The organism is Flavobacterium commune, from assembly GCF_001857965.1.
In the GTDB taxonomy this organism is placed as follows: Bacteria; Bacteroidota; Bacteroidia; order Flavobacteriales; family Flavobacteriaceae; genus Flavobacterium; species Flavobacterium commune.
Map to the genome: position 1 here is coordinate 1,482,493 of NZ_CP017774.1, position 17,206 is coordinate 1,499,698.

At 37.2% G+C, this 17,206-nt stretch carries 12 protein-coding genes; 1 reads left to right on the top strand and 11 read right to left on the bottom strand.

All coding sequences use genetic code 11. The annotated features are described in order from the left end of the window. Positions 1-54: 54 nt before the first annotated feature. The 11 genes from pelA to BIW12_RS06265 all read right to left on the bottom strand — a co-directional run bounded on the left by pelA (position 55) and on the right by BIW12_RS06265 (position 15,761). Positions 55-1,242 carry a pectate lyase gene (pelA, locus tag BIW12_RS06215; RefSeq protein WP_083382057.1) on the bottom strand — a complete coding sequence of 396 codons (1,188 nt, stop codon included), beginning with the start codon at positions 1,240-1,242 and terminating at the stop codon, positions 55-57. Between the two features lie 118 nt (positions 1,243-1,360). Next, complete coding sequence (locus BIW12_RS06220) at positions 1,361-3,040, bottom strand: glycoside hydrolase family 28 protein (RefSeq protein ID WP_071184307.1); 1,680 nt, start codon at positions 3,038-3,040, stop codon at positions 1,361-1,363. A 253-nt stretch (positions 3,041-3,293) separates the two neighbouring features. Next, positions 3,294-5,720: a DUF4982 domain-containing protein gene (locus BIW12_RS06225; RefSeq protein ID WP_071184308.1), complete on the bottom strand. Its 2,427-nt coding sequence runs from the start codon at positions 5,718-5,720 to the stop codon at positions 3,294-3,296. A 160-nt stretch (positions 5,721-5,880) separates the two neighbouring features. After that, positions 5,881-7,182: an L-fucose:H+ symporter permease gene (fucP, locus tag BIW12_RS06230; RefSeq protein ID WP_083382058.1), complete on the bottom strand. Its 1,302-nt coding sequence runs from the start codon at positions 7,180-7,182 to the stop codon at positions 5,881-5,883. A 20-nt stretch (positions 7,183-7,202) separates the two neighbouring features. Further along, positions 7,203-7,646, bottom strand: coding sequence for a MaoC/PaaZ C-terminal domain-containing protein (locus tag BIW12_RS06235; RefSeq protein WP_035661941.1), 444 nt, complete (start codon positions 7,644-7,646; stop codon positions 7,203-7,205). A 92-nt stretch (positions 7,647-7,738) separates the two neighbouring features. Beyond that, positions 7,739-8,806: a Gfo/Idh/MocA family protein gene (locus tag BIW12_RS06240; RefSeq protein WP_071184309.1), complete on the bottom strand. Its 1,068-nt coding sequence runs from the start codon at positions 8,804-8,806 to the stop codon at positions 7,739-7,741. Positions 8,807-8,808: 2 nt separating this feature from the next. Beyond that, positions 8,809-10,056 (bottom strand): ABC transporter substrate-binding protein, encoded by a 1,248-nt coding sequence (locus tag BIW12_RS06245; RefSeq protein WP_232227160.1) that lies wholly within the window; start codon positions 10,054-10,056, stop codon positions 8,809-8,811. 119 nt (positions 10,057-10,175) lie between these two features. Further along, the gene (locus tag BIW12_RS06250) at positions 10,176-11,312 is read right to left on the bottom strand and encodes a CaiB/BaiF CoA transferase family protein (protein ID WP_071184310.1); all 1,137 of its coding nucleotides are present in this window, start codon (positions 11,310-11,312) and stop codon (positions 10,176-10,178) included. Positions 11,313-11,315: 3 nt separating this feature from the next. Continuing rightward, entirely contained in the window at positions 11,316-12,452 is a 1,137-nt protein-coding gene (locus tag BIW12_RS06255) for a CaiB/BaiF CoA transferase family protein (RefSeq protein ID WP_071184311.1), read from the bottom strand. Next, positions 12,449-13,597, bottom strand: a complete 1,149-nt coding sequence (locus BIW12_RS06260) for an ABC transporter substrate-binding protein (RefSeq protein WP_071186189.1) — start codon at positions 13,595-13,597, stop codon at positions 12,449-12,451. Before BIW12_RS06260 ends, BIW12_RS06255 begins: the two co-directional genes overlap by 4 nt. A 565-nt stretch (positions 13,598-14,162) precedes the next feature. Further along, a complete protein-coding gene (locus BIW12_RS06265) occupies positions 14,163-15,761 on the bottom strand; it encodes a fucose isomerase (protein WP_071184312.1) in 1,599 nt (532 codons plus the stop codon). A 264-nt stretch (positions 15,762-16,025) separates the two neighbouring features. Between BIW12_RS06265 and BIW12_RS06270 the strand changes: the two genes are divergently transcribed. Further along, a complete protein-coding gene (locus tag BIW12_RS06270) occupies positions 16,026-16,895 on the top strand; it encodes an AraC family transcriptional regulator (RefSeq protein WP_071184313.1) in 870 nt (289 codons plus the stop codon). Positions 16,896-17,206: the final 311 nt, after the last annotated feature.

Consider the following 17,206-nt stretch of genomic DNA (forward strand, 5'->3'; position numbering starts at 1 on the left):
AAGCATAAAAAAAGACAGCTCTCACTGTCTTTTCATTCAAAATTAAATTCTTTATTATTTCAAAACATTATCAGATGGCGCATATTTTTGTTGCCATTCGGCATATTTATCAAGGGCTTTTTGAGGTTCATATGTATACCAGGCATAGCCACTGCGTCGTTCCACACTCACCTCAGCCAATGAATACAACAACTCGCTATTGCGGTCGGAAAACAAAGGTTTGTTGGTTCCTAACTCATAATAACGCGTCCAGATAGGCGGAGCTACAGCATCGGCTACCACTCTAACGTCACGTTTCACCGTTTTATATTTAGATTCGAATGCTTCTATCTCAAAAGATTCAACCCTAGTGTTGTAAATTTTAGAATCGGCAAACCATTTTACAGCACTTTGTATCGATTGAATAATTCTGTCACTTGGATTTTTAATTTTCATCAAAAACAAAACAACACCAACACTTTCGGCATTACAAATACTTGGCGGTTCAAATTTTCGTGCCCAGGCCGGAGCTAAAGTCTCTTCGTCATGTTGCTGACACCAGGCGGTAAGTCTACCCTTATCCTTAATTTGCATGTTTAAGATACAATCAATTCCTTTATTGTAAGCCTGAGTAACTTTCGCCCTTAATGCTTCATCTAAGAAAGAAAAATTGGGATTATTGTTGACTATTTTATCCAGCAAATTGATAATTCCCATATAAGCCCCATCATTGAAAGTAATATGACGGCTGTAGTTTTTTTCTAAAGGAAAATATTGTGGCCAGCCTCCATTAGCATATTGCGCATCGAGTATAAACTGGATTCCTTTTTCACAGGCTACTTTGTATTTTTCAATTTTGGTAGCCGTATAAACCTGTGCCAAATAATAAACATGAGTATAAGTAGTCTCGTTGTCAAAAGTAGTGTGCAAAATAGCTTTGGTCGAAGCTACTTTTTCGACTTGCTCCGGAGTTAGAATCGCTTTCATATCATAATTCTTAGGCCAGCCGCCATTGGCACACTGAAAAAGAATCATATTATCGGCAATTTTAGTATAATCGGATTCGGGATATTTTGGCTGATTCGGAACTGGATTCACCAAATTACTTTCATCTTTAATACCGTACCAATGTCTTTCGCTATCGCCAAATGGTTTCGTACTAATATCAGCAGCTTTCTTATCGGATTGGGCATTGACAAAAGTAGTTGCCAGCGCAAACACCATCAACAATGCTAAATAATTCTTTTTTGTTGGATTCATCATTTTTGGTTTTGAGGGTGGTAATAGCTTAGAATATTAAAAACACATTTGGTTTAAAAGCATTGGATAAAAAAATCTCCAAAATCAGGCGACTTTGGAGATTTTACGAACTTTATTTCTATTATAATTTTACTGCTTTTTTAGGAACTTTTTCTCCTATGAAAGTTTTCTTAGACAAATTGGAAGACGTTAAATCAATATTCTCAGAAGCGGCTCCATTAATAGTAACAGCCTTAGGAGAAGTCGAATTGATTTCAACATTTTTCAAAGAGCTGTTTTTTACATTATAAATATCGAAAACATTGCTTTCTTTAATATCAAATTTTGCATCGCTAATTTTGATTCCCGTAGCGTCAACAATGGTAACTCCTTTATCGGCTTTGGCAAGCAAATTAGAAATAGAGATGTTTTCAAGATTCATTTCAGGTAAACCTTGTAAAAACACGGCTTGTTGCGCTCCGGCAATAGTGATGTTTTTCATCGAAATGTTCTTAAACTGCGGCGTTTTTTCATCAACCGGAACCATCTTGTTTTCAACCGGAGTTCCACCTTCTTCCAGAGTTTCAGCAATTGATTTTCCGCCATAATACAAATTGAAAGAAATAGCCTGAGATGGAATATCAGTCATGAAAATATCCGAAATAAAGATGTTTTCCACAACTCCTCCACGACCACGATTACTCTTGAAACGTAATCCAACATCAGTACCAATAAAAGAACAATTAGATACGTGCATGTTTTTTACACCGCTCGACATTTCGCTTCCCACAGTTACACCACCGTGTCCATGATACACAATATTGTTTCTGATGATTAAATTTTCGCAAGGAACAGCGCGATCACGACCGTCTTTGTCTTTTCCTGATTTGATACAAATAGCATCATCACCCACATCAAAACTGGAATTTTCAACGATAACATTCTTACAGGATTCCACATCAAGACCGTCCCCATTTTGAGAAAACCAAGGATTACGAACTGTTACATTTCGAACAATTAAATCCTCAACCATCAAAGGATGAATGTTCCAGGCAGGTGAATTTTGGAACACAGGCCCATCAAATAATACTCTTTTACTGTTTTGAATACTAACTAACACAGGACGAAGAAAATCGTGAATTTTTTCAAAATCTTCTTTGGTTTTTAAATCCAAACGCACATTTTGATCCGCACCTACAGAGGCTTTCATAAAAACTTCTGATGGATACCAACTTGTTTTGGATTCATTAAGCACACCACCCGAAGCAACGAATTTCTTCCACTGACTTTCGGTAAGTTTAGCCTTTTTAACCTGTCTCCACACTTCGCCTGAACCATCCCAAACTCCATTTCCTGTAAAAGCAACGTTTTCTAAATTCTTACCATAAAGTGGCGAAATACAACGCCAGGTATTCAATCCTTCAAAACTAGTTTCAACTAAAGGGTACAAACTTTTATCTGTCGAGAATTTGATTAATGCTCCTCTTTCGGCATGTAATTCCAGATTGCTTTTCAAAATAATTGGTCCTGTTAACCAAATTCCCGGAGGAATAATAACTTTTCCGCCTCCTTTTTGCGACACCGCATCAATAGCATCAGCAAAAGCTTTGGTATTTAACACATAACCGCCATTAACCGCTCCAAAATCTTTGATATTTACTGTGTTATTTGGAATTTTTGGCTCCTGAACTTTAGCCATTTTAAACTCAATTCCCTGATAAAATTCCTCAGAATTTGAATTTTGAGCAGCACTGTTTTGCGACCAGCCCGATAGCATGATAACAAAAGCAGCAAACAGAAAATTTCTTGATTTATTTTTCATTCTTCTTTTTTTTGGATTATTTTTTGGTTTTAATAATTAATGTAATCGATTGCCTTACAAATATATTTAAAATTAATTGATTTTTAGTCAATAAGCATACCACTCTTTTCGATACTTTACTGTTAAAATTTATAATCCAAAGAAAACGGCTATTTTGATAACAAAAATTCGAGAACACATTTAGAAATTCGATAAACAAAAAAGCCCTCTTTCCATTTCTGAAAAGAGGGCTTCGTGTTTTTAATAGTAATTCTTAATTAGTAGAACTTATACTTAATGTTGCGGTTTTTAAACCTTTTCCAGTAACAGTTAATTCCATGTTTCCAGCTTCTTTAAGGGATTGTACTGTAACTACTAACTTTCCACTAAACAGTTTCATTGTTGGTAAATGAAATTGTTCTAACGAAGTTGCGTCACCATTACAAGCTGCTTTATAGGTTCCTTTTCCTTTTACCTTAAATTGCAATTGATTAGTAAGTGTAGGACACGGAACTCCATTTTTATCCACTACCGAAACAGTAACATAAGACAAATCTTTTCCGTCTGCTTTTATGGTTTTTCTATCAGCATCCAATACAATTTGGTATCCTTTACCAGCGGTATGAATTTCCTCTTCGGCAACTGCTTTTCCATTTTTATCAAAAGCAACTACTTTCAATGTTCCGGGTTCGTATTTAACATCCATCCACATCAAACGGTATCTGTTTTGTGGTGTTGTGTTATTCTTTTTTTGAATTCCCATACTTTTTCCATTTACAAAAAGCTCAGCGCTATCATAATTGGTGTAAACAAATACCGGTGTCACCTGACCTTCACGTCCTTCCCAATTCCAATGCGGTAAAATGTGTAAGGTTTCTTTTTCGGTATTCCAACGGCTTCTGTACAAATAGAATCGGTCTTTAGGCAAACCTGCCAAATCACTAATACCAAAATAAGAACTACGGGATGGCCATTTCTCATCATAAGGAGTAGGCTCTCCTAAATAATCAAAACCTGTCCAGACAAATTCGCCTATAACCCATGGCTTATCATCTTGCAACACAAAATCCTCATCAGGCACATTAGACCAACTACAGGCTTCCAAATCATAAGATGAACTCTGGAAGTCTGGGTATTGTTTATTTTTTTCTTTTACCACAGGAAATTTATAAATCCCTCTTGAACTTACGGTAGAAGCCGTTTCAGAACCTAAAATAAATCCTTGTGGGAATTTCTTAAATGCCTCTTCATACAAATGCACTCGATAATTTAAGCCCGGAACATCTAACAAAGCTCCAAAACCGGACTCCATAGTAGCCTTAACCTGATCCATACCTACTGTAACCGGTCTAGTCGGATCTTCACGGTGGAAAATTTCCTGTAACCATTTGGCACGTTTTACTCCGGCTTCTCCCCATTGATCAGGAACTTCATTTCCGGAACTCCACATTACAATAGAAGGGTGATTTCTGGTGGCATGAATTAAATTAACCAAATCTTTCTCGGCATACGCTTCAAAAAAGCGGTTGTATCCATTCTTAACTTTTGGCTTTGCCCATTCGTCAAAACTTTCAGCTAGGAACATAAATCCCATTTCGTCACACAATTCTAATTGCTCCAATGATGGCATGTTGTGGGAACTTCTAATGGCATTACAACCCATATCCTTTAAAATAGTCAATTGACGACGTAAGGCTGCCACATTTATTGCTGTTCCCAAAGGTCCTAAATCGTGGTGCAGGCAAACTCCTTTAAACTTTCGTACTTCGCCATTTAAACTAAATCCTTTATTAGCTTCATATTTTATGTCACGAATTCCAAAACGGGTAGTCACCTCATCTTTTAACTGATCTCCAACAAACCATTGCGAAACGGCTTTATACAAATAAGGACTTTCCGGACTCCACAACTTGGGATTATCAACCTTGATATTTTGATCGAATTCATTCCCAAATTTTGTTGTTGCCTTATCTGAACTTAGTTTTTGTCCATTGGCATCAAAAATGGTAGTCACTAAATAGCCCTTTTCACCTGTAGCCTTTGTTTTAACGTTTACTTTAGCAACCTCCTTGCTAATAAAAGGCGTTGTAATAGTAGTTCCCCACTGATCAATGCTTTCCTTATTTTTAATGATAAGGCTTACTTTTCTGTACAAACCGGCACCCGGATACCAACGGGAAGCAAATTCTTTGTTGGTTAACTTTACCGCCAGGGTATTCTCTCCTGCTGAAATGAAATCAGTGATATCAAAATAAAAATAGCTGTAACCATAAGCCCATTCGCCCACCTTTTTACCGTTTAAATAAATCTGTGGTTCGCTCATGGCACCTTCAAAAAGCAGAATCACTTTTTTTCCTTTCTCGGCAGCCGAAATCGTAAATTTATTTCTGTACCAGGCCGTCCCAATATGAGGTAAAGCACCTGTTCTTCCTGTTTTTTCAGAAGCCACTTTTTCACCATTCTGAACAATGGCTACGCTCTGTTTGTCTATTTCTTTATCAAAAGGACCATAAATGGCCCAATCGTGGGGCACGCTCACTTTTTCCCATTTCGAATCATTAAAATTGGTTTGGGGAGCATTTTCGAAATCTCCTTTTTGAAACTTCCAGTTCGAGTCTAATTCTCTAACTGTTCGTACCTGAGCAAGGGAAATTTGCGTTATAATAAAAAAGGTAAAAAGGAAAATTCTAAATTGTGTCATCTGGTTTTTTATTATTTGATTGGTTATGAATTATAAAATAAATGGGTAAAATTAACCACTTTATAATTACAAATTACAATAAGCAAACAAGTTATTACAAAAAACCCGACCGCTTTTTGAAAGCGGTCGGGTTTAATTATTTATTTTATAAAAAATGTGACTAAGCTACTTTTTTCACCTTATGTCCAAAAACACCAAAGTAAAGAATAATCAAAAAGCACACTAAAGGAATCAAATAACCTGATTGAATATCATCATGATTCATATCAATCAAAGTTCCCATTCCGTATGGCAAAATAGCACCTCCTACGATGGCCATTACTAACCAGGAAGAACCTGTTTCAGTATTGCTTTTCAAGCCTACTAAACCTAAAGAGAAAATCGTTGGAAACATAATAGACATGAAAAATCCAATTGCACCCAAAGCATAAATTACATAAATTCCCGTTCCGTAAATTGCCACAGCACAAAGAATAGTACTCAATGCAGCATAGATTGAAAGTAACACATAATCTTTTACATATTTCAAAAAGAATGTTCCGATGAATCTTCCTGCCATAAATAACACTCCATAAAGTCCTAAATAATAAGCCGCAGTAATTTCGTCCATATTAGCACCTTGTTCCGCCATTCTAATAAAGAAACTCGTTACACAAACCTGTGCACCCACATAGAAAAACTGTGCTACCACAGCCCAGCTCAAATGACGGTGCTTTAAAACAGAGAAAAAACCAGGTTTCACCTCGACTTCAATATGCTCTGGTTTCATAGATGGCAAATGCATGAAATAAAACAAAATTGCAACCAAAACCAATATGGTTCCTAAAACAATATAAGGCATTTTTACTGCTGCTGCTTCGCCAGCTAAATAAGATAATCTTTCCGCTTCAGGCATCGCTGCCATTTGCTCAGGAGTATAACTTTTTCCTGAAAGAATAAAAAGCGAACCTACTATAGGTGCTACCATTGCTGCTAAACCATTAAAGGAAGCTGCCAAATTCAATCGTTTTGAAGCCGATTCTGGTGGTCCTAAAATAGCCGCATAAGGATTTGCACTGGTTTCAAGAATGGTTAATCCGCAACCAATGATAAATAAGGCAACTAAAAACAATTCATATGCCTGTGAATTCGCTGCTGGAACAAACAAGAAAGCTCCCGCTGCAAAAACCAAAAGTCCGATGATAATACTGTTTTTATAACCTACTTTTTTAATAATCATTCCCGCAGGAATTGCCATCAGGAAATAAGCTAAAAACACCGAAGTGTCAATTAATGTAGACTGACGGTTATTTAACTGACAGGCTTTTTTAAGGTGCGGAATCAAAATTGAATCCAGATTGTGAGCCATTCCCCAAAGGAAAAACAAACTCGTTATTAAAATAAAAGGTAATACATAATTTGGCCCTTGTCCCTTTTCGGTTGGCACTGAATGTTGGTCACCCAACTGATTGGTTACTTGCATGTTTTATATTTATTGGTTGGTTAATTTTTCCTTTTTACCAGTAGCAAATGGTCACAAACCATTACTACCTCGCCTCTTTGATTAATAATCTCTAAGTGTTCCGTCACAGTTCCCATCTCTGGTCTTTTAGCATCACCTTTCTCTGAAATGGTAATCTCTGAGTGAATCGTATCGCCAATATGTACCGGTTTTACAAAACGCATTCTGTCATAACCCTTAGAAAAAGCTTCCGGATTAATCTCCGATGCCGTCAATCCTACCCCAATGGCAAGTACCATCGTTCCATGAGCAATACGCTGACCAAAAGGCTGGGTTTTACACCATTCTTCATCCATGTGGTGCGGAAAAAAATCGCCTGTGTGCCCTGCGTGTACCACAAAATCAGTCTCTGTGATGGTTCTCCCCAGCGTCACGCGCTTTTCTCCTAATTGGTAATCTTCAAAAAATGTTGATTTAAAATACATATTTTTAGTTTTTTAGTACTTAGTTGTTAGTCCCTAGCAATTAGTGTAGCCTCAAAAAACTAAGGACTAGGGACTAAGGACTACATTTTGTTTTATAATTCTCCCAATGAAATGCCCCCATTTCGATTGCTGACATAACAGGCTTCTACCACTTTCATAGTTCCCAGTACGTTTTCTACACTGGCAAACAATTCGCTGTCCGAACCTTCTTTGTAACGCATCAGGTTAGCCATGGTACCCACAAAAGCCTCCGGAAACCAGGAACCTTCTAACTGTACTTTCTTCCATTCGTACTTTCCTGCTTCGTTTTGAACTGAATATTCAAAAACATCTTCTAATCCGGCAGGATAATTCATCAATAATCCCATTTTAGCCTTTACAGCACCTTTGGTTCCTTCCCATTTAATGTAGCTTTCTTCATGCTCCGGTCCAAAATGATGATCGTGATTGGTATTGATTACCGCACGCATCGTATCGCCATAATCCAGAATGATAGTAGAACGTGAAGATGATAAATCTTTCGATGGATGTCTCCAGGTTTTAGCCAAAACACTTTTTGGATCTCCAACAAACGAACGAATACAATCTATATAATGTACAGAGTGGAATAAAATCTCTAATCTAGGATGTACTTTAACCAATGGGAACAATTCCCAAGGCGTATTCACGGTCACCTTAAATTCCATATCATACAATTCGCCAATGATTCCTTCATTAATCAAATAACGGGCCGCAGCCACAAAAGGAGCAAATCGCAATTGGAAATTAATAGCGCCTACCAAATTTTTTCTTTCACAAACTTCCAAGATTTCTTTGGCTTCAGCCAAATCATTTCCCATTGGTTTCTGAATTAAAACGGCAGCTCCATCAGGCAACTGCTCTAATATTTCAATGTATTGTTCCGGCATAACCGTAATATCGTAAACAGCATTGGCAGGAGCGTGTTGAACAGCATCCGCCACTGTTTCAAAAACATGAGGAATTCCAAATTCCGCAGCCATTGCCTGAGCTTTGGCAAAAGTCCTGTTGGTAATCCCAAAAACTTCGAATCCTGCCATTTTATAAGCAGGCAAATGCGCATCTTTTACAATTCCACTAGCGCCAATAATTACTATGGGTTGGTTGGTTTTTGGCAGTTCTGGTTTATAAGGAATTTGCATAATTATAGTATTTTTTCAATTTCTATTTGTGTGTCTTTTAATAAATCTGCCGATGGAATATTTGTTTTTAATGCCTTTAAAACCATCTGGTCTATCAGTATGGCAATGTCTGGCCAAACTGCTATTTGAGGTAAGGTCAGAGCATTTTCATGCAAACTTTCCAGCTTGTGGTAATAAGGAATGGTGGCATTGATTTCGGCATCTTTCCATGTCGATTTTCTGCAGCCTATTCCGCCTTCATTTGTCAATAATTTGTCACTTTCGGCAGTGGTGGCAAATCGTAAAAAGTCGTAGGCTAATTTTTTGTTTTTACTTCCGGCTCCTATGGTGTATAACCAATACACATTTAACGAAGCGGTTTTTCCACCCACAGCAAAAGGCAAAGTGGTAACATCTACTTTTCCTTTCACTTTCGATTCGGCAATGACTTCACACATGGAAGCAAAACCAAACCAGTTAATGGTCATGGCGGCTTCACCATTGGCGAAAGCCATACCGGCTTCGACAGAACCAAAATCGGCAGAACCGGGATGAACGGCAGCGGTATTTTTAACGATATAACGGTAATAATCTAAGGTGTCAATGGCGGCCTGTGTGTTAATATCCATTTGGTTTTCGGCATTCAACAAGGAACCTCCGCGTGTCCACAAATGCAGACAAAAGTCGAAAACCATGTTGTGCCCATCAGGATAATTGGCAAAAACACAGCCGTATAAATTTTCGTCCGGACGATTAAAAAAAGTAGCAATTTGCTCGAATTCCGTCCAGGTTTTAGGTGGCGCTAATTCGTAACCAAACTGCTTTTTGAAATTCTCTTTTTCTATCGGATTTTCGAATAAATCTTTTCTGTAAATCAAACATTCAGGGCCGTCGTGAAAAGGTAAACCGTAAATTCCTCCATCAATTTCCTGTAAATGCAACAACGAATTGTGCCAGCCTTCAGGGAAATCCTGAGGTGCTTTTTTAGCAATGAAAGACGTTAAATCCTGAACTGCATTAGCCTGAGCCGCATCAAAAATCCAGTCGGTGTTGATGTGGGCAATATCCCAATCGCCTTTTTTCAAGCCTCCTTCGGTAATGGTTTGTTCGTACAAATCGTGCAATTCCATGGGAACCATTTCGACCGCAATACTGATATCGTATTTTAAACAAAACGCATCCCATAATTTGTGTAAGGCACTTTCAAAAGGCCCAAATTTCCTAACCGCGATTCTAAATGTTGTGTTTTCCATTACTATGTATTTTTCCATTATCCAACGGATTAAAATCCGTTGCTACAATATGTCTCGTCCGCTACAGCGGACTCTCACATTACGTAATAGAGCCATCGGCTCGACCCATTTTGTAAGGCTGGACTTTAGTCCAATTTCTAAACTAAAAACTCCTTAATAATTCGCTCGTTATCCTGACCCAACTTTGGCGAAGCCTTACCTGAAGTAAACAATTCCCCATCAATCCTGATAGGACATCGGGTTGTTTTATAACTGTAACCGTCTATCATTTCGACTTGTTGTACAAAGTTTAAAATCTGGAAACCTTCCTGAGCAAACAGCTGCTCGTAGTTCAACACATTGGCACACCAAATATCAGCCGGTTCTAAAATATTCAGCCAATATTCTGAATCCTGTGTACGCAAATGCGCTGCTAAAATAGATTTAATATCGTCTCTTAAGGTAAATTTATTTTCCGGGAATTGCTTCAAATCGTCACAAGACAGCAATTCGGCTAAAACGGGAATAGAACCCATAGCCAAACTCATGTAACCATTTTTAGTCTCGTAAATTCCATAAGGCGCACCTAAATAAGCATTGGCATTATTTGTTTTTGTTCGAACAGGCAATTCGCCACCATCATTAAAGAAAGTTGTGATGGTTTCAAACTGAAAATCAAATGCCGATTCCAGCATACTTACTTCTACCAGAGCACCTACATTCTGGGTCACTTTTCGATACAAAGCGGCTAAAATTCCCTGAGCCAAATGCGCTCCCGCTAACATGTCCACAATAGACAATCCCATAGGAACCGGGCCATCACCTTCGTTTCCTGTTAACCAGGTCAAAGCCGTTAACGATTGCAATAACAAATCCTGTCCCGGCAAATCTTTAAAAGGACCTTTTGAACCATAGCCACTTATCGAGGCATAGACTACATTAGGATTTATCTTTTGTACTTCTTCATAACTCAATCCAATGCGTTCCATAACACCCGGTCTGAAATTATGCATCACCACATCGGCTTTTGCTAATAATTTCTTCAGTTTTGCTAATTCTTCGGGCTGTTTGAAATCAATCGCGAAGGATTCTTTATTTCTATTTATCGTATGAAAAACGGAGGATTCTCCGTTCATAATCAAATCCGAAGTATATAAGGTTCTGCAAATATCACCTGTACCCGGTTTCTCAATTTTAATCACACGAGCACCCAAATCGGCCAAGCGTAAACTTGCCGAAGGCCCCGAAAGAAACTGGCTGAAATCTATTATTAAATAATCTTCTAATGGTTTCATCTTCTAATTTAAAATAGTTTCCTGTATCATTTTATTCTGCTCTCCTACTTTTGGCGCTGCTTTAGTGCTGGTCAAAATCTGACCGTCTAACTGAATCGGACTTCTGGTAGTGACAATTTTTTTATTCTCTGAATTTTCGATGGTTTGCTTCATTGGCATACCAAAATCAATTTGATCCAAATCCTGATAATTCAATACTTTTCCGCACCAAACGCCTTTTTCCTGCAACAATTTCAACCAATGGTCTGTAGCTTCCTGAATGATTCGTTCGCTTAAAAGTGTTCTGATTTCGTCGCGGAATTCAAACCACAGATGTTTTTCTCTGTATTTTTCTAGATTTACTTCTAACAATTCACTGATGAACATTAAATCGCCCATAGCCAAAGAAAGATAACCATCCTGAGTTTTATACACCCCATAAGGCGCGCTTAAAAAAGCATGTGCACTTCCTGCAACATCACCTCTTTCCTGCAATTTTCCACCATCATTTAAATAAGAAGTAATGGCTTCAAACTGAACATCTAAAATGGATTCGATTAAAGAAACCTCAACCAAAACACCTTTATTCGTTTTGGCTCTTTTTAATAAAGCCGCCAAAAGCCCCTGAACCAAATGATTTCCGCACATAATATCGGCTGTAGATAAACCAAAAGGAACCGGTCCCTGACTGTTTCGTCCGCTTAACCATGTTAATCCTGATAAAGATTGCACCAATAAATCCTGTCCCGGTTTTTTAGACCAAGGTCCTTCGTCACCATAGCCTGAAACTACTCCATAAATAATTTTCGGATTGACGGCAATAGCATCGGCGAAAGCCAAACCAATTTTATCCATCACCCCCGGTCTGAAATTATGTGTCATAATATCAGCCTTAGCAATCAGTTTTTTGACTAATTCTAAATCGTCCGAATTTTTAAGATCGGCAGCAAAAGAATCTTTATTTCTGTTAATGGTATGAAATAACAAACTGCTTTCGTCCACAAATAAGTCTTTGATACTCAATTGGCGACAAGCTTCTCCTTTTACGGGTCTTTCAATTTTGATGACTCTGGCGCCTAAATCGGCTAGTTTCAATCCTGCTGAAGGTCCTGCCAAAAACTGGCAAAACTCTAAAACAACCACACCTTCTAAAGGTCTCATACTGTTGCTGCATTAAGCGATTTTACATACAAGGCATCCATTGCTTCAAGTACTGCTACCTCATCGCCACCATTCATCAAATAATCACGCACTAAGTCACCAGCATGATCCTGAAAATACATGTGTCCAGAATATCTTGGACGCAAGAAAGCACGCTCTAAAGCTGGCAAAGTATTTTTGAAATAATCGTGAGTGATTTGGTTGATTCTTTCGCTTTTCCAGGCTTGTAAATGTCCTGGTTGTCCACCATTGTCAGCAAAAATATTTTGTTGGACATGGGATGAACCAGTAAATTCAGCATATTTCAATGCTTCTGGAAGATTTTCACTAAAAGCAGAAACAGCTAATCCTGTTCCTCCTAAAGAACTAATCATGGGTTGATCGTTCAATTTTACTAAGTCATAAAAATGAAGTAGGTGTTTGCTGTAGCCAATTCGTGAATAATTAGAATAACCGTAAGCAAACGGGCAATAAGCAATCTCATCTGTATTCACCATTGCTTCGTACACCTGAATTGGGTTTCTGTTAAAATTAGCCGGATCCATCAACTGCGCTAATTCGCGGTGCATTTGCAATGCTTTAATTCCTGTTTCATTTGAAATAACTTTCTCCTGAGACAAAAATGGTGCTTCACCCAAACTGCAACAAAACGAATAAAAAGTCATTAATGAATCTACCGGAATTCCAGCAAAAGCAACCAATCCTTTTTTGGCTAAAGCCAATAAATCTTCGTAAGTTTCAGGAACTTTTAATCCTTTACTTTCTAAAATATCCAAACGAGCCGCAGCTACCGGAGTGGCAGCATCGATAGGCAAAGCCCAAAGTTTGTTGTTAAAAACATAACTTTCGTATGATTTCCCTACCGTATTGACTTCCTGATCTTTTATATATTCGCTTGAAAAATGATCCGATAAAGGAACAATGGTATTGGTAGCAGCACCAAAACCTGTCCATGGATGATCAATTACTAATAAATCAAATCTTTTAGCTAAATCCTCGATTGAGGCATCCGCAAATTCTTGTAAACTTCTTTTTTCCCAACTAATTTCTACATCTGGATAAAGCTCTGTAAAACGCTGAGCAGTAGCAACCATAGGCAAAAGGCCTCTTGTATGGTTCCATGTAATGCCTTTCAATTTCTTCATTTTTTGACTTTTCAATTTTTTATTAGAACATAAATTTCCAAAAATTAAAATTAAGAAAACTAATTAATTCTTTTTTATCCGTTATTATCTGTGTTCTATCTATTTTTTTCATTTTAAAACAACTGTGAATATAGTTATTAAAACGTCAATTCGAGTGTTTTTTTGCAACATAACGGAACAAAAAACACTCGAATTAACATATTGGTTCTATATTAGAATTTCGTCAGTTCGAGTGAATTTTCAGAAAACGCGAATAGCTTTTTCTGAAAATTTGTATCGAGAACCGTTTTTAGTAAAAGTGAAATTATGATTTACTAATTTTCTTTTTTGCTTGATCAAAAAAGAAACAAAAAAATCAAGTCTTACGCTTCCTCGTCGGTCAAATTAGTTTTCGAATGCTAAAAGAAAAGAACTCTCCGCCGCGGCGGATCAAACAGCTTTTCTTTTTACGCATTCTTCAAACATTTGACACTCGACTGCGAAAGCTAAGGACAATTGAAATTCGCAAATAAGAGGAAAATTTTATTTCAAAATAACGTTATCTATATTACTTTTTAGAATAAAATTACACTGCAACATCTCCACAAAAGTGAACCTGGATTCCTAATTCTTGCAAGGCTGCAGCCTTGATTCGGCACAATTTGTTAGCTTCTGATTCGTTTTCAGCATATACCACCTGAATGTGATTCGCCTTATGACGTCCCATCATCTGGTCACGACTCACTCCTTTTAAAATAGCATTCATAATAGGCCATTGTGGCGTAGTCATATTCCATCTTCTGTCTAATTCTTCTTTTGGTAAATCGACACATTCTCCAATTCCCAAATCACAATGCAAGGCATCGTCCATCACATAAACGCGACTCCAAACAATTGAACCCGGTTTACTCACTCCTTTTACACTTCCTCCACCTAATCTGAAATACATTTCAGGCTGTCTTTCACTGGAAGTTCCTTCATAACCACCTACAAAATGTTCTGGCGGTGCCGCTCCACTGATTAGGAAAACCCAAACAAATCCGTCAACAGTTTCATTTTTATAATATTCTCCATAACGCAAATCATGTAGTGTATTCTCGCCTTTCAATCCCATAGAACGCCATAAGTTATAAGTAACTAAAGCATCAATTCCGGCACATTCGTCCACTTCATTGAAATGCGGTAAAGCTTCACCGGCAAACAATTCGTTTCCTTCTTCATCAAAAACAGGAGGTCTGTTTTGATTGTTTAATAAACCTTCGACCAAATCACTGGCAGGCACTAAATCCTTCAAACCTTGTTGGTACTGAATTCCGATAGTATCACAACCAAATTCAGCAGCAATTCGCACAGCGGCAATATACATTTTGCATTGCAATAGCGTTTGCTTTTTAGTTAATTGAGTAACTTCATCCGTTCCCCAATCGAATTTCATTCCTTTATCAAGCAACCATTGTAAAACGGCTTCAGCTTCTTCGTCTTTCACCGTTAGCATTTTAGCGTAAAGCGAAGACTGAGACAATCTTTCTTTATAAATTCCTGTTGGATGCAACAAATGATCAGGAACAATCGCATTGAACATTCCCATACAACCTTCGTCAAAAACACCCATAATGGCTTTTTCTTTTCTGAAAGCTTTTGCAAAAGCAGTTCCTTTAGCAAATTCGTCAGCAGGAATAAGTGCTTTATCAAACGCTTTTACGTGACTAAAATCCGGCTGAACTGTAGCCGTTTGCAACCAATTTTTCAAATTGTTTTTGAAAAAATCATCGCTAAAATCTACACTCCACAACGTGCTGTATTGCACTCCTGCCTTAGTCAACGAACCATTTAAATTTAGCATTCCTACTAAACCTGGCCATTCGCCACTCCAGTTAGCCACTGTTAAAATTGGCCCTTGGTGCGTAATCAAACCTGCCAAAACATGGTGTGAATATTGCCAGACACTTTCAGCAACAATCAGTGGTGCCGTTGGGTCAATATTTTTAAAAACCTGCATTCCCATTTTTTGGCTGTCAATAAAACCATGCTGTTTTTTCTCATCATAAGCATGCGCTCTGATGATTTTTCCGCCTGCTTCGGCAACAGCTTCTGATAATAATTGTTCCATTTGGGCTTGTGCATCCCAACATACCTGATTTGCTGATAAACGCAAATCGCCACTTGCTACTAAATAGATGTTCATATTTTAAATTATTTATAAGCAATAAAACACAAAGACAATTCGAATTTTTTATTCAAATTGTTTTGTGATACGCTATGATTTATTTTTCCTTAAACCATCAACCAACTCTAAATTGAAACGATTGCAGTCTATATTCAAATATGCTAAAAATTAGACTTAGACTCTTATTATTTATTTGCATGTATTTATAGGATATTATCATAAAATTATTTGCAATTGTAAAAATAACACTAATTTAGCGTAATCAATCCAAAAGCATTGTTTATGAAGCCTTTATTTCACAAAGTTCCTACCAGCATTCAAAGTTCTTTTGAGGTAAGACATAACAAAGAACCCAACTTTGGTAAGATTTGGCATTACCATCCTGAACTGGAATTGCATTATGTAATCAAAGGCGAGGGAGTGCGTTTTATAGGCGATAACATCAGTAATTTCAGCTCAGGAGAACTTATTTTGTTGGGTGAAAACTTACCTCATACCTGGCGTTGTCATGAAGAATATTATCAGAACAAAAAGGAATTAGATGTGGAAGCCATTGTGATTCAGTTTTTGCCTGACTGTTTAGGCAAAGATTTCATACACTTACCCGAATCTTTCCTGATTCCGAAACTTTTTGAAAAGGCAAAAAAAGGAATGATTATTCATGGAAAAACACGGGAATTAGTCATGGAACAAATGAAAAAAGCATCTACTGCCAATCATATTGACAAGCTGATTATCCTGTTAAACATCTTGAAATTTCTATCGGAAACCGAAGAATATACCGAAATCACTTCTTCGCATGCGTTTTATCAATCCAATGAATCGGATTCGATTCGACTGAATAAAATATGTAGTTATACCCTTTCGAATTATAAAAAAGAAATCACTCTAAAAGAAATTGCAGCTTTTAGTAACTTAAGCGTTACTTCTTTTTGTCGCTATTTTAAACTAATGACGAAGAAAACCTATTATGATTTTCTAATAGAAATTCGCATCAGTCATGCGTGTAGATTATTGATTGAAAACAAAATCCCTACCGAAATGATTTGCTTTGAATGCGGTTTTAATAATGTATCCAATTTTTACCGTCATTTCAAGAAAGTCGCCGGAATTACTCCTATGGAATATAAGAAAAGGTATTTGTCGAATTAGAAGAAGAGGAAAGAACAAAGAAAATAGACAAAATAGGGATTTTTACTGATCTTTAATCGCAAAGTGCACGAAGCAAGCGAAAAAGGCACAATTTTTTCTAAACATATAAGCCATATAAGTTTTCTTTACTTCTATAAATAATTTAGAAGTTCAGATAAGTTATTTTCATTTATGAAAATATAAATCCGTGTAATTCTAAACACAAAGATTAGAAAATCAATAGTGCATTCGTGTCGGATTTATTAACCGCAAAGGAAGCAAAGATTTCCGCAAAGAAGACAAAGACAAAATCTGTGATAATCTGTGTAATC